Source organism: Glaciecola sp. HTCC2999 (assembly GCF_000155775.1).
GTDB lineage: Bacteria > Pseudomonadota > Gammaproteobacteria > Enterobacterales > Alteromonadaceae > Opacimonas.
Map to the genome: position 1 here is coordinate 100,110 of NZ_DS989810.1, position 20,810 is coordinate 120,919.

Below are 20,810 nucleotides of genomic sequence, written 5' to 3' on the forward strand. Positions count from 1 at the left end.
AGATGAAACTGGCTTAGTCGCGATTGCTGAATTGTTAACCCAACATATAGAACGTGTTGCCTCATGAAGTATTTAGTTGATATTCATGTTGTGCTATCAACTCCTGAAGATATGCTCGATTATCATTCTGATCCGGTTGACGCAAGTGACTCACTTAACACCTTGTTACACTTGGTATATGACAAGATGGATGAAGATATGCCCGTTGAGAGTATTGAGAAATGTTTACATTATTGTTGGGAAACTTGGGTTAACGAACCACAAATCGTAGAAATAGATGATGATGATCTGCATGATTGGGTTGATCATTTGCTCACATCTTGGGATGATACGCTCATCGATGAGCTTTAAAAAATCAAATATTAATGGAAAATCCTCAAAAAATTACCGACAGCAAAGCGGTCATCTCTTTACTTGCTGAATTATTCCCGAATTGTTTCTCTACAAAAGGTCCAGCTAAGCCTCTAAAAATTGGTGTTTTTCAGGATTTAGTGACACGTTTAGAAAACGATGAACGCATTTCAAAAACAACGTTACGTTCAACACTCAGACATTATACGAATTCTTGGCGCTATTTAGAATCTTTGAAAGAGAATGCTCACCGTGTCGACTTAGATGGTGTTGAAGGCGATGTGATCGACAAAGAACATGCTGACTTTGCTGCTTCGCAGCTTGAAACAAGCAAAGCAAAAGTCGCCGCGAGTAAAAAGAACGCTCCCAAAAAGAAAGCGCCGACGAATAAGAACTACAAACATAAAGTGTTGGGTTCGAAAGTTAAAACAAACAGTCCAACAAAAAATACCCCTAAGCCAGTTGCTGTAAAATTGACGCAGAGTGATTTGAAAGCGGGGACCGCTGTCTCTGTTAAAGTCGGCAAATCACCGATGCCTGCTGTGATTACTGATATTCAAAAAGATGGCATTCAGGTTCAGTTAAATACAGGCATGATTGTTAAAGTTAGTCAGGACCAATTACGATTAATGAATCACGGGAAATAACTATATGAAAAAACGCTTCGCTCCATTACTTAGTGTTGTGAGTCTTTCTTTGCTGTCTATGTCTGTCATAGCAGCGGTGTCAGAGTCGACGCCTGAAATAGAAGCGTTACCTATTTTATCCCCGGAAGCACAACATGCAAAGTCTGCGAAGCGGATTCTAAATACATATGCTCGAAATCATTATAAAAAATTCCAATTAAATGATGAATTGTCTGAAAAAATCTTTGACCGTTATTTACGAAATTTAGATTTTAATAAAAACTTTTTTCTAGCCTCTGATATTCAAACGTTTGAAAAATATGCCAATACTTTTGATGAATCACTGAATAAAGGTGATTTGAGTGCGGCATATACCATTTATCAAGTCAATTTAGAACGTCGTGAATCTCGCTTAGAATATGCATTAAGCTTGTTAAATAATAAATATGATTTCAATCAAGCTGACGACAAATTTTATTATGATCGTGAGGATGCTCAATGGGCTTCAACTGAATCAGAAATGAATGAGTTATGGCGTCAACGAGTTAAATATGATTTGTTAAATCTGAAACTTGCAGATAAAACACTAGAAGAAGCCAAAGAAATACTTAAAAAACGCTATCAACGCAATATTAAACGTCTTTATCAAACGAATTCAGAAGATGTTTTTCAAAGTCTAATGAATGCTTTCTCGCGTTCAATTGAAGCACATACCAGTTATTTATCTCCTAGAAATGCTGAACGATTCCAAATGCAAATGAATCTTTCATTTGAAGGTATTGGTGCGTCTTTACAAATTGAAGATGAACATACAGTGGTACGAAAAATTATCGCTGGCGGTCCTGCGGATAAATCTGGGAAATTAAAACCTGAAGATAAAATCGTGGGTGTCGGTCAAGACAAGGGTGAAATTGTCGATGTAGTAGGTTGGCGTTTAGATGAAATCGTTGAACTCATAAAAGGCCCTAAAGGTACGTCGGTTAAATTACAAGTGTTGAAAGGTGATAGCGAGTCAAAGAAATATGAAATCATCGAGCTAGTCCGAGATAAAGTCAAACTTGAAGACCAACAAGCCCAATCAAAAGTGTATTTACCTGAATCATCAGCTGGTGATGTTGCCCCTTTAGGCGTGATTGAAATCCCGTCTTTTTATAATGGTTTGACAGGTCATGTGCGCTCATTAATTAGTGATTTAAAAGAAGATAATATTAGTGGGATTATCATTGATTTACGTGGTAATGGGGGCGGATCGTTAAATGAATCTAGAACCCTTACCGGGTTATTCATTGATAGTGGACCCGTAGTACAGGTAAGAACTCATACCGGTAATGTGCAAATTGAACGAGATAATGATGGTGTTATTCATTATGATGGACCGTTAACCGTATTGGTGGATCGTTACAGTGCCTCTGCTTCAGAGATTTTTGCTGCTGCTATGCAAGATTATAATCGAGCTATAGTAATAGGTGAACAGACATTTGGAAAAGGCACAGTGCAACGTCACAAAGGGTTAGGTCGTTATTATGATTTAAATGAAAATCCTTTAGGCAGTATCCAATTTACCATAGCAAAATTTTACCGTATTAACGGCAGTAGCACTCAACATATTGGTGTTATCCCAGATATTCTCTATCCTTCAGCGGTTATTCCTGAAGAATGGGGTGAAAGCCAAGAAGAAAATGCACTACCTTATGACCGCATTAACCGCGCTAATTATACCACCTTCTCACACACGCAAGATGCGATTGATGTGTTAACGGCGAAACATAATAAACGTGTTATGCAGAATCCTGAGTTTGCTTACATATTTTCTGATATTCAAGAATACCAAGCTAACAAAGATAAAAATTATATTTCTCTTGTTGAGTCTGAGCGATTAGCTGAACAGCAAGAGAGTAAATCTAAACGTTTGTCTCGTACAAATGAACGTTTGCTCCGTAAGGGCCTAGAACCTATTGTATCTATGGAAGATCTTCCTGAAGATGCATTAGATATAGACCCTTTCCTAGATGAGGCAGCTAATATCACATATGATTTGATTGCCACGGGTAAATTTGTAATAAATAGTAAAAAATCCTAACGCAGTCTGTCGTCTAGGAACACGTTACTATCCCAACAATAATAAAAAGGGGATACCATGAGTGTTCGCGGTGAGTTTTCTTCTCGTCTTGGTTTTATTCTAGCTGCGGCAGGTTCTGCCGTAGGTTTAGGTAATATATGGGGATTTCCCTCACAAGTTGCTCAAAATGGTGGTGCGGCTTTTGTGCTGGTTTACCTTGTTTTAGCATTTTTTCTTGCCTATCCAGTGTTAATGGCTGAGCTTATCATCGGTCGTGCAACTCGCGCTAATGTCGTAGACGCCTTAGAAAATATTACCGGTTCAAAAGTAGGGCGTTTTGTCGGATTCTGGGGAGCGTTAACCGCGTCACTTATTTTATCGTTTTACGCCATTGTTGCCGGTTGGATGTTGGCGTATCTTATAGAGTCAGTGCTGTCTTTCATGACAGATAAATCGCAATTAACATGGTTGCTCGATTTTTCTGTTGGACGAAATTGGTTATTTTGTTTGTTATTCTTAATTTTTACCGCTGCGATCGTCTCAGGAGGGGTAAAACAAGGGATTGAGAAGTGGTCCGTTCGTCTAATGCCTACGTTGGTATTACTTATTGTCACCTTGACTATTTATGTCTCTTTTCAAGAGGGCGCGATTGATGGATGGCGTGCTTATCTTATTCCTGATTTTAATAAAATATTTGACCAAGACCTATTAATTAGTGCCATGGGCCAGGCGTTCTTTTCAATGTCTTTGGGTGTTGGCACTATGTTGGTGTATGGCTCTTATATCGCTAAAAACGAAAATCTACCTGTGCTAGGTGCTTCGGTTGCTTTAGTGGATATCGGTGTTGCAGTGCTCGCGGGAATGTTAATCATTCCAGCTATGTATGTTGCTCAAGCCAATGGTGTTGCTATCTTTACTGAAACAGGTGCATTAATTGAAGGGGATGCTCTGATATTTAACGTGTTACCTAACTTATTTGCTTCGATTGGTTTTATAGGTGTCATTATCGCATGTGTATTTTTCGCGTTGATGAGTATTGCAGCGGTAACATCTTCTATCTCTATGTTAGAAGTGCCAGTGTCTTATCTGGTTGAGAATCAGCAAATTTCTAGAAACCGTTCAGTTTGGTTCATGACTGCCTTTATTTTAACTCTCAGTACCATCATCATTTTAAATTTCGGCGATTTATTTGGATTCGTTATCAGCATCACCACACAATACTCACAACCGTTATTAGGCGTATTAATGTGTATTTTTGTAGGCTGGATATGGAAACGCCATCATATTTTAACAGAATTAAAATCCGGTTTTTCTGGCGCTGAGCATTCTTTATTTTGGAAGATATGGCCGGTTTATGTGAAATTTGTTTGTCCGATCATAATTGCTGTGATGTTTATTCGTTCAGTTATCTAACTCGCTAAGGAAATCAATATGTCACAGGATATTAAATCACCTACGTTAATGGATGCAATGATCCCATTAGTGTTGTTAGTTTTCATGATGGGTTCTGCAGTGTACTTATTTGAAGATAACTCTTCTTATGGGCCAAACCAAATTGCTTTATTACTGGCGATGGGTATTGCTGCTGTTATCGGCTTGAAAAATGGTCATACATGGGCAAGTATTGAAAAAGGGATAGTCAAAGGCATTTCCATGTCCTTAGGTGCGTGTCTTATTTTATTAGCGGTAGGATCGCTGATTGGCACATGGATGTTGGCAGGGACAGTGCCCACTTTAATCTATTTTGGTTTGGATTTATTAAATCCTTCTTTTTTCTATACGGCTACTTGCTTAATTTGTGCGGTAGTGGCTATGAGTATTGGCAGTTCTTGGACGACAGCAGCAACGGTAGGTGTTGCGTTAATTGGTGTTGCTACAGGGATGGAAATGTCATTAGCAATAACAGCAGGAGCGGTTGTGTCGGGGGCTTATTTTGGCGATAAAATATCCCCTTTATCAGAAACTACCAACTTAGCACCAGCGATTGCTGGTACAGATTTGTTTGAACATATTCGTTATATGTTATGGACCACTGTACCAAGCTTTATTCTATCGCTTATATTATTTTTAATATTAGGGTTTAGTGAAGATACCGCAGGTTCTGCTGAGCGTATTGAACAGATGCAAACCGTGTTAGACCAATATTTTGTGCTAGGGATTGAAATGTTGATCCCATTAGTGGTCTTACTCACTCTTGCTATTCGAAAGATGCCAGCATTTCCAGCGGTCGCAATTGGTGCTTTAATTGGTGGTATATGGGCGCTGTTATTTCAAGCGGAATTAATTACTTCTTTAGTGACAACTGAGCACGCTGGTTGGGTAAATCAAATCATTGTTGTTTGGGCTGCTTTATTTGATGGTGTCGTTTTCAGTACACCTGATGATAATTTGAATGATTTACTCTCGCGCGGTGGCATGTCGTCAATGCTCAACACGATTTGGCTAATTATTTGTGCGATGTCTTTTGGGGCCGTGTTAGAACATGTGGGCCTGCTTAACCGTATTGTCGCTGCTTGCTTAAAAGGGGCCACTTCGGCAGGGCAATTAGTGTCTCGTACAATTTTAACTTGTCTGGGCACCAACATTATTACTGCCGACCAATATATTTCAATTGTGATGCCAGGACGTATGTATAAAGATGCATTCACTGAACGAGGATTTCACCAGCTTAATTTATCTAGAAGTTTAGAAGATGGAGGCACGCTAACATCACCACTTATCCCATGGAATACCTGTGGTGCTTACATGCATAGTGTGCTTCTGGTTCATCCTTTTTCGTATATTTTCTTTGCCTTCTTCAACTTAATAAATCCAGTGCTTGCGGTAATATATGCGTATTTAGGGATAAAGATCCTTAAATTAACACCACCGGAATCTGTGATCAAAACTGCTCAATAAGGATGTGGCATGCAGGTAAAAAAACGTTTAGATTATCAAGCTCCCACGTTCACGATCGACAACGTAAACTTAGCCTTTGACTTAGCACCTGACGCCACCCATGTCACGTCACAGTTAACGGTTTCTAGAATCGATCCAAACGCATTAGATGAGCTGATATTAGATGGTCATGATCTGGCGCTGATTTCAATCTTGCTAGATGGTGTTACATTAAATGAGTCACAATATGATTTATCTGACAATAATCTAATTGTAAGGCGTTTACCTGCATGTTTTACGCTAACTATTGTGACTAAAATTGAGCCTCAATCTAACACTGCACTTGAAGGGTTATATTTTGCATCTAATACTTTCTGCACACAGTGTGAAGCCGAAGGGTTTCGACGGATCACCTATTATCTAGATAGACCCGATGTGCTATCTGTATTTACGGTTACAATCACAGCAGATAAAAACGCTTATCCTTTCCTATTAAGCAATGGTAATGCTATTGATTCCGGTGAATTACCTAACGATCGCCATTTTGTCACGTGGCATGACCCTTTTAAAAAACCTGCATATCTTTTTGCGTTAGTCGCCGGTGATTTTGATGTCCTTGAAGATGTTTATGTGACTCGCTCTCAACGCGAAGTTAGCTTACAGGTATTTGTTGAAAAAGGTCGATTAGCCCAAGCTAATCATGCCATGGACTCATTAAAAAAATCGATGAAATGGGATGAGCAAACATTTAATTTAGAGTATGACTTAGATATTTATATGATCGTCGCTGTTGATTTTTTCAATATGGGAGCTATGGAAAATAAAGGGCTCAATGTTTTTAATAGTAAGTTTGTTTTAGCTCAGCCTGAGTCAGCGACCGACGAAGATTTCTTTAATATTGAGTCGATTATCGCGCATGAATATTTTCACAATTGGACAGGCAATCGTGTCTCGTGTCGCGACTGGTTTCAATTGAGTTTAAAAGAAGGCTTAACCGTTTACCGCGATCAATGTTTTAGTGATGACATGACATCTGCGTTAAGTAACCGAATTAAACAAGTTAATGTGATGCGGTCTCATCAGTTTGCTGAAGACGCGTCAGCTATGTCTCATCCTATTCGTCCAGATGAAGTCATTGAAATGAATAACTTTTACACCGTTACTGTTTATGACAAGGGTGCTGAGGTAATTCGAATGATGCATACTTTATTAGGTGATAAAGGATTTAAAGCGGGTATTACATTGTATTTTGATCGTCACGATGGCCAAGCAGTCACCTGTGATGATTTTGTTGCAGCTATGCAAGATGCAAATAATTATGACTTATCATTATTTTCAAGATGGTATAGTCAATCTGGTACTCCTGTGGTCACTGTTGAACAATCATATGATAATGAAAAGCGTTTATTAACGTTACAATTAGTGCAAAACACACCAACTACGTCTGCCCAACCAGAAAAGCACCCACTAGTGTTACCGATAAAATATGAATGTCTGGATGTGGATGGTTCTCTTATATTGGCTAATGAAGACCAAGGAAACGGTGTGGTGGTAATGTCTACAGAGTCTGCCTCAATTACTTTTTCCAATGTAGATGAGGCCAGCATCGTAACGTTATTTAATGGTTTTTCAGCACCCGTTAAAGTAAGCCAGCATTTTACACCCGCGCAGCGTTTACAAATTATCAAATTGAGTCAAGATGATTTTGTAAAGTGGGAAGCGATGCAAGGGTTATTTATACAAGCAGCTCAGCACTTAACGGATCATCATATAACGTTATCGGACCAATCTCTGGTGAATCATACTTTGCATGATTTTTTACAGTTACATACACTTCATGCATGGATGGATGAAAACATGTCAAAGCCAGAATTACTGGCTGAGCTGTTATCATTGCCAAGTACTGAATCGCTACTTCAAGCACTACCACAACGAGATATTTTACAGCTGCATCAAGCTAAAAGAGCAATTACCCTGTACTTATTGCATGAGTTTGAAATATTATTTCTAGATAATTACCTAGCATTAATAGACTCTACACCCGTTTATGCTTATGAACAGCACCAAGTCAATAATAGACGCTTAACGGGGGTTTTATTACAGTTACTGGCGCACCTGCCACAACATCAACATCTTACGCAATCACATTTTACGCATAGTAATAATATGACTGATACGTTATCGAGTCTTAAGTCTGGACAATTAGCGAATAATGATAACTTCAATTTGATGATGGATAAATTTTCGCAAGACTGGGGACATGATACTGTAGTAATGGATAAGTGGTTTTCACTTCACGCAACCGTTGAGAGAGATGATATTTTATCTCAATTAACACTATTACAAGCTCACCCTATGTTTAGCATTGAAAACCCAAATAAGGTAAGGGCATTAATTGGTAGTTTTGCCTTTTTTAATGTGTGCGGTTTTCATGCGACAGATGGTTCAGGATATGAATATCTAACTAATTATTTGATGAAGTTAGATAGTGTGAATGCACAGGTCGCTGCTCGTATTATTACACCGTTAACTCAATGGCAGCTTCATATTCCAGAAAGACAGGCCCTCATGGTTAAGCAGTTGCGACGCTTATTAGATAATCGTGGATTAAGTAAAGATTTATTTGAGAAAGTGTCAAAAAGTATCTTACAGTTTGAAGAATAAATGTAATCTATTTATACAAATAATAAAAAAATAGGGGCTAAACACTCATACTGGTAGGATTAGTCCTTGCACAACGATTAAATTAATGTAATTATTTTGTTAATAACAATAAGTTCCGGTCTTTAATATATTGTTTTTACTGATATAAAGACAATTTAGGAGAATAAAAATATGACACATAGACCCAACCTGTTCAGAAAATCCCCTATAGCACTCGGTGTTGCAGCGCTACTTGCGAGTAGTGCGGTAACGGTTAATGCTGCGGATTTTGAATTTGGCGATGTGACCGTTACGATAGACTCAACATTTACAGTTGGTACTGCATATCGAGTCGAGGATCGTGATTTAAGCTTAATTGGTAATTCTAATTTACCAGACTTTAATTGGTCTGGTTACTCGGCATTAGGCAACAATATATACATTAACGCCGATGTATGGGGCATTGCCGATGGTCGTGGTAGTTATTCTACCAATGGTGACTTAGGTAACTTGATGAACGACCCAGGTGATATGTTCTCTTTTCAAGTTTCCAGCTCTCATGAAATCGATTTCCAGTATGAAAATATGGGCTTATTCATGCGTGGCTTATACTTTAAGGACTTTGTCACTTCTAGTGATAATAATCACTGGGATCGTCCTATTGGTGGAGATTCAATCGACTTATGTGCGACTAAAAAATCCCGTGAACAACTTTGTGAAGATTTACGATTATTAGATTTCTTCTTTTATGCTGATATGGATGTGGGTGAAATGCCTCTAACCGTTCGCGTCGGTGACCAAGTAATTAGCTGGGGTGAATCAACTTTCATACAGCATGGTATTAACACGACTAATCCAGTTGATGTTACTCGTGCTCGTACACCAGGTGCAGAACTTAAAGAAGTATTTATTCCAGTGGGAATGGTATATGCCTCATTAGGTGTGACTGACAACGTCTCTATCGCGGGTTATTACCAATATGATTGGGAAGCTTCTCGTTTACCTGTTGCGGGTTCTTACTTTGCCACAAATGATTTTGCAGGCGAGGGTGGTCAAGCCTCTAACATTCAGTTAGGTTTTTCTGGTAATCCTGACATTCACTTAGATTTCTTATTATCTGAGTTAAATGGTTTAGGTGATGCACTTCGAGCGGGGACACCTGGCTCAGCATTATCTGCTGCTTATTTAGCTTATCCAACTAAGGTTGCTGTCCGTGCTTACTCTGAAGATGCCCATAGGGATGCATCAGATAGCGGGCAATACGGTTTGAAATTGTCTTGGTATGTACCCGAGTTAAATCAAACTGAGTTTGGTTTTTACCACATTAATTACCACAGCACACGACCTTTAGTGTCTGGTATAACATCAGATTTCAGCGCTGCGGGTATCGGTGCAGATTTAGGTTTCTTAGCGGGTAACGAAGTTACTAAAGACAATATTACACAGCTACGTGCTTTCACCAAAGCTGAATTCATTTATCCAGAAGATATCTCGTTATTTGGTGCATCTTTTAATACTAATATTGGCGAAACTGGCTTATCTGGTGAGTTTTCTTACCGTCAAGATGAACCTTTACAAATTGATGATGTTGAACTGTTATACATGGCGATGCCAGAGCAGCTTGCAAATGCTGGTCTTCGTCCTGATTTAGCGGGTATATCTCAGTTAAATAATATTGTTCTTCCTAATGGTCAACCAGGAACTACTGGTTTAGGTGAATATGCCGCAGGGTATTTATTGTCGGATACTTTCCAAGCCCAATTTACTGTATCACATATATTTGGCCCTATGTTAGGAGCTGATAATCTGGTATTACTTGGCGAGTTTGCTTATGTTGATGTGCTAGATTTCCCAGATCCTGAAGTGATTCGTTTAAATGCACCAGGTACTGCTAGAACACCATCTCTAGAACCTAACACATTTACAGGTTCAGTTGGTGAAGGTTTACATACCGGATTATCTAATGGTCCAGAGACAAATCCGTTTGCGACACAAACAGCATGGGGTTATCGTTTATTAGCTGTAGCTGATTACAATAACATTTTTGGTGGAGTGAATTTGCGTACACGTGCTACATATGCACATGATGTCAGTGGCACCACACCTGATCCGTTATTCTTATTTACAGAAGATCGTCAATCAGCTAGTTTTACAGGGACATTTGATTACTTAAGCAAGTATTCAGTTTCAGTATCATATAATGCATTCTGGGGTGGGATTGGCACGACTAATGCGTTAGCGGATCGTGATTTAGTCTCTCTTAACTTCAAGTATTCTTACTAATTGGGTATTAACATGATAAAAAAAATAAGCATAATAGCGACAGCCCTTACCTTTGCTCTTTATGGCGGCGCTGTTTCTGCAAAAGTTACGTCAGCAGAAGCTGCAAAATTAGGTAATGAATTAACACCTGTTGGTGCAATCAAAGCAGGTAATGCTGATGGTTCTATTCCAGCATGGACAGGCGGTATCACGTCTGCACCTGCTGGTTACAAAGTGGGAGACCATCATTTAGATCCGTTTGCTGATGACCAAGTGCTTTATACTATTACAGCAGCTAACTATAAAGAGTATGCTGATTTCTTATCACCAGGTCAGATGGCATTATTTGAAGCCTATCCTGATACATATAAGATGCCGGTTTATCCTACACGCCGTAGTGCTTCTTACCCAGACTTTGTCTATGAAGCAACTAAACAAAACGCTGTTAATGCTGAATTAATTCCTGGTGGCAATGGTGTTAAGAATGCGATCATGGGGATCCCGTTCCCAATTCCTGAGAATGGTTTAGAAGCGGTTTGGAATCATACTTTGCGTTTCCGTGGTGAAAACATCACTCGATTTGGTGGTCAAGCTGCTGTTACAGAAAGTGGTGATTATACTGTTATCGGTTTTGAAGAACAGTTGATGATTAAGTATTCTGATGCAGGTTTTACCGCAGAGCAGCTGATGGAAGATAATATTTTGTTTAAGTTTAAACAAAAGGTTACTAAGCCTTCTCGATTAGCCGGTACAGCATTACTTGTTCACGAAACGGTTGATCAGGTAAAAACCCCTCGCCAAGCGTGGACGTATAATACCGGTCAACGTCGAGTTCGCCGTGCACCAAATGTAGCATATGATACACCAGGATCGTCCACTGATGGATTACGTACTACTGATGATTACGATATGTATAACGGTTCCCCTAATCGATACAATTGGGAACTCAAAGGTAAGCAAGAGATGTATGTTGCTTATAATAGTTATAAAATTCATAGTGACCAGTTATCTTATGATGATGTATTAAAACAGCATCACGTCAATCCTGAACTAACACGTTTTGAAAAACATCGTGTGTGGGTGGTTGAAGCGACATTAAAAGAAGAGTTTCGTCATGTTTATGGCAAACGTGTTTTCTATATTGATGAAGATAGCTGGCAAATTTTAGTAGCAGATTCATATGATGATCGTGGTGGTTTGTATCGTGTAGCATTAGCTTATGGCTTAAACTATTACGAAGTACCATCGCCTTGGTCTACACTTGAGATTTATCATGACTTAAATTCTCGTCGTTACTTAGCCACTGGCTTAGATAACGAAGAAGATATGTATGATTTTAACTCAGAACTTAACGATCGTATGTTTACTCCGCAGGCGCTGCGTAGAGAAGGTAAACGATAAGCAACACTCATAACGGTTGGCTTAGGCCAACCGTTTTACTTTTAGGCCAACTGTTTTTTCTTTTAGGGCTACTATGTTTAAGCATTTATTCGCGTTGTCTTTAATCTTTTCAGCAACCAGTTTTGCTAACGATTCTATTGATGCATCTTTGTCTAGCGACTCTATTTTACTTGATATTACATCTCTCTCATCAAATCAATATATTGCCGTAGGTGAGCGAGGTCATATTTTAATTGGTACATCAGCTGTTGACGCCAAACAAATACTTGTTCCAACCAGAGCTACTTTAACCGCTGTCACTCGTATTGATAATTTGCTATGGGCTGTGGGACATGATTTTACCATTGTTCATTCAAGTGATTCTGGTGCCACGTGGGAAGTTCAATATCAAGATATTGAAAAAGAGCATCCACTGATGGATGTTCATTTTTTTGATGCTCAAAATGGTATTGTAGCTGGCGCTTATGGCAGTTTTATGCGAACAAGTGATGGCGGCAAGACATGGACAACAGAACTTCATTCGACATTATTACACCCAGATGATATTGAATATTTAGAAGAAGTACGTGAATTTGATGGTGAGGAATTCTACAAACAAGAATTAGAATCTATATTACCTCATTTTAATCGTTTATATGTATTTGATAACACTGTGTATATGGCTGGTGAATCAGGTATGTTAGCGAAAAGTATTAATGAAGGTAGATCTTGGGAAAGAATTGATATTGAGTATGATGGCTCCTTTTTTGATATTACGTTATCTAAAGACATATTGTTTGCAGGTGGTCTTCGTGGGAATTTATTCATGAGGCACACTAATGAAGATTGGGTACGTATTGATTTATGCCACACAGGTTCAGTTAATTCGTTATTGGTGGTTGATGAAGAATTATTAGTATTAAGTAATAACGGTTATGTAGCGACTATTGACTATTTATCATTAGATGAATCACCTGATTGTGATGATCCTCAAGTATCAGTAAAGCAAAATAGTAATAAAGTAACATTACTAAATGCATTATCGATTAACAATAATTTGATTGCGGTAACCAGCAATGGTTTAGCTCAACTAACAGAATAAGAATTAGATATCTCTCATGGATAAAATAATCAAATCTTCAGAAGCGGCCGTATTTGGTCATCGTAAACTTGTTGTTTCGATTTTCGCTTTAATAACGGTCGTGTTGTTGTTTATGGCATCTCAATTAAAATTAGATGCTGGTTTTGAAAAAAACATACCTCTTGAACATGAGTACATGCTTAATTATATGAAGCATCGTGCTGATTTTGACGGTGCAAATAGTATATTAGTCTCCGTGTGTGATACGTCGGGTAATATATTTAATACACAATTCTTTGATACTTATAAAAATGTACATGATGATGTGTTCTTTATTAACGGCGTAGAACGTTCACTGGTAGTGTCATTGTTTGCGCCATCAACTCGTTTTACTGAAATCGTTGAAGGTGGCTTTGCTGGCGGTCCAGTTATCCCTGCTAACTTTAACTCTTCAGATACTAGCGCTCTTAAAGTTGTAGAACAAAACATTGAAAAAGCAGGTATTGTTGGTCGTCAAGTATCTAAAGATTTTTCCTGTGCCATGGTTACCGCACAATTACTTTCAACGAATCCAGAGACCGGTGAACCACTGGATATGCTGAAAATCGGTAACCAATTAGAAACAGAATTGAGAGAAAAATATGAGTCAGATGATATAACGATTCATATTATTGGTTTTTCCAAAATGATTGCTGACGTAGCCAATGGAGCTAAAGATGTCGTCATGTTTTTTGCAATTGCTATAGCAATTACTGCCGTGATGGTTTTTCTTTTTTCAAAATCAATCATGCTTACCATATTACCTCTATTGTGCTCTATTGTTGCAGTAGTTTGGCAATTAGGATTATTAACCTTGTTTGGTTTTGGTTTAGATCCTATGTCGATATTAGTGCCATTTCTAGTCTTTGCCATTGGTGTAAGCCATGGTGTGCAAATGATTAATGCGGTAAGTAAGCATGCAGTAGCAGGCATGAGTGTACTTTCAGCTTCTAAACTAGCATTTACTTCTTTACTAGTGCCTGGTGGAATAGCCTTGTTATCAGATACAGTTGGTTTTATGACCTTACTGGTAATTGATATTGGTATTATCAAAGAACTTGCGATTACTGCATCCATGGGTGTTGCTGTGATTATTTTGACTAATTTAATATTATTACCTGTATTAATGTCATTCATTACACTTGATGATTCTTACAAAGCAAAATTTAATCAGCAGGGTAATTCAGAAAAAGTATGGGCGTGGTTTACACAGTGTTGTGAAAAACCAGTCGCGGTAGGCATTGTATTACTGACCTCGTTATTATTTATATTGGGTTTAATGCAGGCACAGAACTTGAAAATAGGCGATTTACATGCAGGTGCACCTGCCTTGCATGAAGATTCTCGTTATAACCAAGATACATTTTTAATCACCGATAAATATGAAATAACTGTCGATTACATCTCAATATTAGTTGAGGCAGGTCCAGCTGCATGTACTTCTCACGATATTATGACTCGCATAGACGAGTTTCAGTGGCGAATGCAAAATGTTGAGGGGATCCAATCAGCAGTTTCCTTACCTTCGGTAGCAAAGCGTATTAATGCGGGGTATAACGAAGGAAACCCTAAGTGGCATGTGTTACCTCGAAATGAACAAACACTAGTACAAGCATTGTCTCGAGTGCCTACGTCTTCAGGCTTATTAAATGCTGATTGTTCAGTCATGCCAGTGATTTTATTCATGGAAGATCATAAAGCTGAAACCATCACTCGAGTCGTTGAAGCGGTGAAATCGTTTCGTGATGAATACCAAGATGAAAACTTAACGTTTGCACTTGCTTCTGGTCCTGTTGGTGTTATGGCAGCAACCAATGAAGCAGTAGCTAGCTCACAAAACCCAATGCTGTTATATGTTTTCGGTGCTGTAATATTACTATGTTTGTTAAGTTTCCGTTCTTTACGAGCAACGTTATCTGTCGTCATCCCTTTGTATGTAGTGTCAGTATTAGCTCAAGCTCTCATGACGTTTTTACAGATTGGTTTAACGGTGTCTACTTTACCGGTTATTGCATTAGGTGTTGGCATTGGGGTTGATTATGGTATTTATATTCTATCGACTATGGTTGTCCGTCTACGTTCTGGCGATAGTGTTCAGTCAGCTTATTTAGAGGCATTAAAAGAACGTGGTAGTGCGGTATTATTTACCGGTATTACATTAGCTATTGGTGTGAGTACATGGGTATTTTCATCGCTTAAATTCCAAATGGATATGGGAATATTATTGACCTTTATGTTTATAGTTAACATGCTGGGGGCTATTATTGTTTTACCTGCCATAGCGAAATTATTATGGTGGAACAAAAAGTAGTCATGTTTGTTATTAAGTAGAAATATATTTCTGCATAATCATTTATTAAAAAAGGGCATCATGCCCTTTTTTTTGTATATATTTGCATACTTATTAAAACTGTTATTATTTTGTAAAAAAAGCCTTTATCTACTAATCTATCTCAGTCAGAATAGTTTTAATTGAACCATTAAGTCGATATATAAATACTTGAAATAGCTTATTTCAATGATTAAGGATATTTTATGAAAACGGCTCGTCACCATTCGGTTTTATTAGATAATGTACACTCACTAATAGGTCGCAAAGCGAAAAAAGATAAAGCACCTCTTATTCAAGAATTTAGTAGGTTACTATTTAAAAATATTGCTCCATCGGATTTGGAAGGTCGAAATGATAGTGATCTGTATGGTGCTACATTAAGTTTATGGCATAACTTTTGCGATTATGACGCAAGTTCACCTTATATTCAGGTGTTTAATCCACAAATCACACATCATGGATGGCAGTCCGAACATACCATCGTTGAAATTATCACAGCCGACATGCCATTTTTAGTTGATTCAGTGCGGATCGCTCTTAATCGACTCGGTATAACTGCTCATCTCTTATTACATAGTCCAATTACACTTGTACGTGCAGATGATCACGAATTATGTCACTTTGTTTCAGAAAATAAATCACAATGTGTCACATGTAACAAAGAAACGGTTTTTCATATTGAAATCGATCGTCAAGTAGAGCAAATACAACTTGATTCATTAACTGACGAACTTAGTTCTGTCTTATCAGAAGTGGCTTTAGTTGTTCAGGACTGGGCTCCGATGCAATCACGTTTGCTTGATATGAAATCAGTCATTACAGATTCTGATTTTTCGTTTGCTGACACCACCCGAGATTCAACGATTCAATTTATTGATTGGTTAGCAGATCATCACTTTACATTGATGGGCTATCGTTATTATGAAGTATCTGCGCTAGATGGTGATCACTTTTGGCATCCAAAAAATGATACTAGTCTTGGCATTATGAAAAATTCAATACGAAATCGTGATCGTCGTATGTCTAATTTACCTAGCTCAGCAAGGAAAGAAACATTATCGTCTAAACCATTAATTTTAACTAAAACGTCATCTTTAGCACGAGTACATCGTCCAGCTCATATCGATTATATTGGTGTAAAAGTATTAAATGAAACAGGCGATGTTATTGGCGAACATCGGTTTTTAGGTCTGTATTCTGCGTCCTTGTATAATTCAAGTGTTACTGACATACCGGTATTATCACAAAAAATTATTGATGTGTGTGAGGCTGCTGATGTAGAAGAGGGCACTCATGCATATAAGGCCATTATAAATATATTGGAAACTTATCCTCGCGAAGAATTATTGCATTCACCTACTCGAGAATTAGCTAATATTGTCAGTGGTATATTTCAGATGCAAGAACGCGGTATTTCCAGAATGTTTATTCGGAAAGATGCGTTTGGTCGCTTTATCTCTTGTATGACTTATGTACCAAGAGAAAAATACAACACCGCTCTGCGTAAACAAACACAAGCGTATCTCCGTCAAGCGTTTGGCAGTGAGCAAGCTGTCGAATTTACGACTTACTTTTCAGAGTCAGTATATGCTCGTACTCATTACATTGTACGAGTAAAAGATAACAATATGGATTATCCAGTGAAAGAGATTGAACAAAATATTATTGAGCTAACCAAAACTTGGCCAGATCGTTTCGCTTCTGTTATTAAGACGGCATTTGGAGAAGGGCAAAGTGTGCCCATGATTGAGCGTTATGCTGATAGTTTTTCTCAGTCATACATGAATGAATATTTGCCTAGCGCAGCGTTAGCAGATTTAAAAAATCTTGAGCGGTTAAGCAATGATAATCCATTAGAAATGTTATTTTATCGCCCACAAGAAGAATCAAGTACAAGCCAAGCCGTGCGATTAAAACTATATCATCGACATGCGCCTATTCATTTATCAGATGTACTACCAATGTTAGAAAACTTTGGTTTAAGAGTCATTGATGAAACACCATATAAAATTGCATCATCAGAGGGTGGTTGTAATTGGATCATGGATTTTAGTATGTTGCATCCTTCGTTCCCCACAGACAATATGTCATCTTCTCAGGCATTATTTCAAGAAGCTTTTGGATTGGTGTGGCAAAATCATTTAGAAGATGATGCATTTAATCGACTTATTCTAAGTGCAAATATCACGGGTAGAAACGTCACGATTCTTCGCGCTTATGCCAAATACATGCGTCAAATTGGTTTATCATTTTCGATTGAATATATTGCAAATACGATGGCTGAATACCCTGATATTTCAGCATCATTAGTAGAGCTATTTGCCTATCGTTTTAATCCTGATCATTCATTTAATCAGCAAGAACAAGACGAATTAGTGACGCACATTACTCAATCTCTTGACCGTGTTAATAATTTAGATGATGACAGAATAATTCGTAAGTATCTTGATATGATCGTGGCAACGGTTCGTACTAATTTTTATCAAGCAAAGTTAAATGGCGAACAGAAATCATATGTCTCATTTAAGCTCTTACCCGACCTGATTGGAGATATGCCATTACCTTTGCCTAAGTTTGAAATATTTGTGTATTCTCCAAAAGTTGAGGGTGTTCATCTTCGTGGTGGAAAAGTTGCCCGAGGTGGTTTACGTTGGTCTGATCGGTTTGAAGATTTTAGAACCGAAGTGCTAGGATTAGTGAAAGCACAACAGGTAAAAAATACCGTTATTGTGCCAGTGGGAGCAAAAGGTGGGTTTGTCTGTAAGCAAATACCTAAAACGGGCGGTCGTGATGCCTTTATTGCAGAAGGACAAGCATGCTATCGAACATTTATTCGTAGTTTATTAGATATTACAGATAACATCATTGATGGTGAGGTTGTCCACCCTCAACATGTTGTGCGCCATGATGATGATGATGCTTATCTTGTCGTTGCCGCAGATAAAGGCACAGCTACGTTCTCAGATATCGCCAATGAAATTGCTCATGAGTTTAATTTTTGGTTAGGTGATGCGTTTGCTTCGGGTGGTAGTGTTGGTTATGACCATAAGAAGATGGGAATAACTGCTCGTGGTGCATGGGAATCGGTTAAACGTCATTTCCGTGAACTCGGGGTAGATTGTCAAACAACTGAATTTACCTGTATTGCTGTTGGCGATATGGCTGGTGATGTATTTGGTAATGGTATGTTGTTATCTCAACAAACTCAGTTGGTTGCAGCCTTTAACCATATGCACATATTTTTTGACCCAACGCCGGATGCAGCTAAAAGTTATATTGAAAGAGAGCGCCTATTTGCTGATCCGTCTTTAAATTGGAGCGATTATGATAGGAGTATTATTTCATCCGGTGGCGGAGTGTTTTCGCGTCAAGATAAATCGATAGCCTTATCTAAGGAAATGAAACGTTGTCTCAATACTCAAGTCGCTAGCATGACTCCTAACGAACTAATCCACCACATTTTACAGATGGAAGTTGATTTGTTATGGAATGGCGGTATTGGCACATATGTCAAATCTTCTCAAGAAAATCATGCCGATGTTGGTGACCGAGCCAATGATGCTGTCCGTGTTAATGGGGCGCAAATAAAAGCTAAAATAATCGGAGAGGGCGGTAACTTAGGTTGTACTCAATTAGGCCGAGTAGAGTTTGCTAAACATGGTGGTAAAGTAAATACTGATTTTATTGATAATGTCGGCGGGGTTGACTGTTCAGATAATGAAGTCAACATCAAGATATTGTTGAATACGTTAGTCAGTAATGGTGATTTGACTGTGAAACAGCGCAACCAATTGCTTTATGACATGACCGATGATGTTGCTTCTATTGTACTGGAAGATTGCTACCGTCAAACGCAATCAATTTCAATTACCGAGCAAGCAGGTGTCAACCAGATAAAAGAACAATTGCGGTTTATACATACTCTTGAAAAGAATGGTGAATTAAATCGAGAGCTTGAATATATACCCAATGATGAAGAGTTTTCTGAACGGATCGCCAATGGTGTTGGCTTGATGCGTCCAGAGTTATCAGTACTCATATCGTATGCAAAAATGGTGTTGAAAGAAGAGTTAAACCAACCTGAAATTACGGAAAGTAAGTATTATCAGCAGTTTTTAGTCGATTCGTTTCCTGCGTTATTACAAAATGCTTATCAGTCTCAAATGCAACAGCATCCATTAAAAGCAGAAATCATCGCCACGAAACTGACTAATTTTATGATCAACGATATGGGTATTAACTTTGCCCATCGCTTAAATGATGAAACGGGGGCGAGTTTTACCGATATCGCCAGGGCTTATTCGACCATCAAAGCCATTTACTCAACGAGTGCACTATGGCGAAAGGTAGAACAATTAGATAATAAAATTGATTCTGCTTTGCAATTAACCATGCTTGAAGCACTGCGTCGTTCGGTTCGTCGAGCAACTCGTTGGATGTTAAGAGAAACCTCTAATTTTGCTACCATTGAAGCTGCAGTCGATTTTTATAAATCGGTTTATACGGATTTGTTAGATAACATAAAGGATTACTTAGTTCCCTCAGAAGTGAAAGCGTTAGAACAGAAAGTGGTATATTACACCGCAAAAGGTGTTCCAGAAGATATCGCTTATGGCGTGGCAATACAAAGTAATGCTTTTAGTGCGCTAGATATTGCACATATCGTGCAAAAATCGCAATGTCATTCTTCGCTGGTCTCGCGTTTATATTTTCAGTTAGGCTCTCAATTACAATTACATTGGTTCTTGGAACAGATAAATCAACAAACAGTGTCCAATCATTGGCAGGCACTAGCTCGTGCTTCTTATCGGGAGGAGTTAGATCACCAGCAACGTTTAATCACCATTTCTTTATTGGGTCGTTCAGAAGGATTATCATCCGCTGCCGATGTTGATGAATTATTAACCACATGGATGGATGCCAACGCGCATTTAATTACGCGTTGGTCAAGTATGATGAATGAGTTCAAAACGAGTAATACACATGAGTTTGCTAAGTTTTCCGTTGCATTACGCGAATTATTATTAATGGGAAATAAAGTGAATACATAATTTTATTCGTGGTCAGTCTTGATATTGATTTCATCAGATAAAAAACACAGCATAAATAGGCGCTATATGGCATAATTTATACCATATAGCGTTTTTTATTTTTGGAGAA

11 protein-coding genes are annotated in these 20,810 nt (G+C 38.3%); all 11 read left to right on the forward strand.

Annotation, left to right across the window (positions count from 1 at the left end):
* Positions 1–63: 63 nt before the first annotated feature.
* The 11 genes from G2999_RS00530 (at position 64) to G2999_RS00580 (ending at position 20,701) form a co-directional block, all read left to right on the forward strand.
* Positions 64–351 (forward strand): hypothetical protein, encoded by a 288-nt coding sequence (locus G2999_RS00530; protein WP_010177651.1) that lies wholly within the window; start codon positions 64–66, stop codon positions 349–351.
* A 14-nt stretch (positions 352–365) separates the two neighbouring features.
* A complete protein-coding gene (gene proQ, locus G2999_RS00535) occupies positions 366–998 on the forward strand; it encodes an RNA chaperone ProQ (RefSeq protein WP_010177653.1) in 633 nt (210 codons plus the stop codon).
* Positions 999–1,002: 4 nt separating this feature from the next.
* Complete coding sequence (prc, locus tag G2999_RS00540; protein ID WP_010177655.1) at positions 1,003–3,057, forward strand: carboxy terminal-processing peptidase; 2,055 nt, start codon at positions 1,003–1,005, stop codon at positions 3,055–3,057.
* 57 nt (positions 3,058–3,114) lie between these two features.
* Positions 3,115–4,449, forward strand: a complete 1,335-nt coding sequence (locus tag G2999_RS00545; protein ID WP_010177657.1) for a sodium-dependent transporter — start codon at positions 3,115–3,117, stop codon at positions 4,447–4,449.
* 18 nt (positions 4,450–4,467) lie between these two features.
* Positions 4,468–5,934 carry a Na+/H+ antiporter NhaC gene (gene nhaC / locus G2999_RS00550; RefSeq protein WP_010177658.1) on the forward strand — a complete coding sequence of 489 codons (1,467 nt, stop codon included), beginning with the start codon at positions 4,468–4,470 and terminating at the stop codon, positions 5,932–5,934.
* Between the two features lie 9 nt (positions 5,935–5,943).
* The gene (gene pepN / locus G2999_RS00555; protein ID WP_010177661.1) at positions 5,944–8,577 is read left to right on the forward strand and encodes an aminopeptidase N; all 2,634 of its coding nucleotides are present in this window, start codon (positions 5,944–5,946) and stop codon (positions 8,575–8,577) included.
* A gap of 171 nt (positions 8,578–8,748) precedes the next feature.
* On the forward strand, positions 8,749–10,839 hold the full coding sequence (locus G2999_RS00560) for a DUF1302 domain-containing protein (RefSeq protein ID WP_010177663.1): 2,091 nt from the start codon (positions 8,749–8,751) through the stop codon (positions 10,837–10,839).
* A gap of 12 nt (positions 10,840–10,851) precedes the next feature.
* The gene (locus G2999_RS00565; protein WP_010177665.1) at positions 10,852–12,219 is read left to right on the forward strand and encodes a DUF1329 domain-containing protein; all 1,368 of its coding nucleotides are present in this window, start codon (positions 10,852–10,854) and stop codon (positions 12,217–12,219) included.
* A 73-nt stretch (positions 12,220–12,292) separates the two neighbouring features.
* Positions 12,293–13,300 (forward strand): YCF48-related protein, encoded by a 1,008-nt coding sequence (locus G2999_RS00570; RefSeq protein WP_010177666.1) that lies wholly within the window; start codon positions 12,293–12,295, stop codon positions 13,298–13,300.
* Between the two features lie 16 nt (positions 13,301–13,316).
* Positions 13,317–15,629: an RND family transporter gene (locus G2999_RS00575; RefSeq protein WP_010177668.1), complete on the forward strand. Its 2,313-nt coding sequence runs from the start codon at positions 13,317–13,319 to the stop codon at positions 15,627–15,629.
* A 224-nt stretch (positions 15,630–15,853) separates the two neighbouring features.
* Positions 15,854–20,701 carry an NAD-glutamate dehydrogenase gene (locus tag G2999_RS00580; protein ID WP_010177670.1) on the forward strand — a complete coding sequence of 1,616 codons (4,848 nt, stop codon included), beginning with the start codon at positions 15,854–15,856 and terminating at the stop codon, positions 20,699–20,701.
* Positions 20,702–20,810: the final 109 nt, after the last annotated feature.

Excerpts from the sequence above, each read along its gene's own strand:
- G2999_RS00530 (WP_010177651.1), top strand. The coding sequence starts at position 64 with ATGAAGTATTTAGTTGATATTCATGTTGTGCTATCAACTCCTGAAGAT.
- proQ (WP_010177653.1), top strand. The coding sequence starts at position 366 with ATGGAAAATCCTCAAAAAATTACCGACAGCAAAGCGGTCATCTCTTTA.
- prc (WP_010177655.1), top strand. The coding sequence starts at position 1,003 with ATGAAAAAACGCTTCGCTCCATTACTTAGTGTTGTGAGTCTTTCTTTG.
- G2999_RS00545 (WP_010177657.1), top strand. The coding sequence starts at position 3,115 with ATGAGTGTTCGCGGTGAGTTTTCTTCTCGTCTTGGTTTTATTCTAGCT.
- nhaC (WP_010177658.1), top strand. The coding sequence starts at position 4,468 with ATGTCACAGGATATTAAATCACCTACGTTAATGGATGCAATGATCCCA.
- pepN (WP_010177661.1), top strand. The coding sequence starts at position 5,944 with ATGCAGGTAAAAAAACGTTTAGATTATCAAGCTCCCACGTTCACGATC.
- G2999_RS00560 (WP_010177663.1), top strand. The coding sequence starts at position 8,749 with ATGACACATAGACCCAACCTGTTCAGAAAATCCCCTATAGCACTCGGT.
- G2999_RS00565 (WP_010177665.1), top strand. The coding sequence starts at position 10,852 with ATGATAAAAAAAATAAGCATAATAGCGACAGCCCTTACCTTTGCTCTT.
- G2999_RS00570 (WP_010177666.1), top strand. The coding sequence starts at position 12,293 with ATGTTTAAGCATTTATTCGCGTTGTCTTTAATCTTTTCAGCAACCAGT.
- G2999_RS00575 (WP_010177668.1), top strand. The coding sequence starts at position 13,317 with ATGGATAAAATAATCAAATCTTCAGAAGCGGCCGTATTTGGTCATCGT.
- G2999_RS00580 (WP_010177670.1), top strand. The coding sequence starts at position 15,854 with ATGAAAACGGCTCGTCACCATTCGGTTTTATTAGATAATGTACACTCA.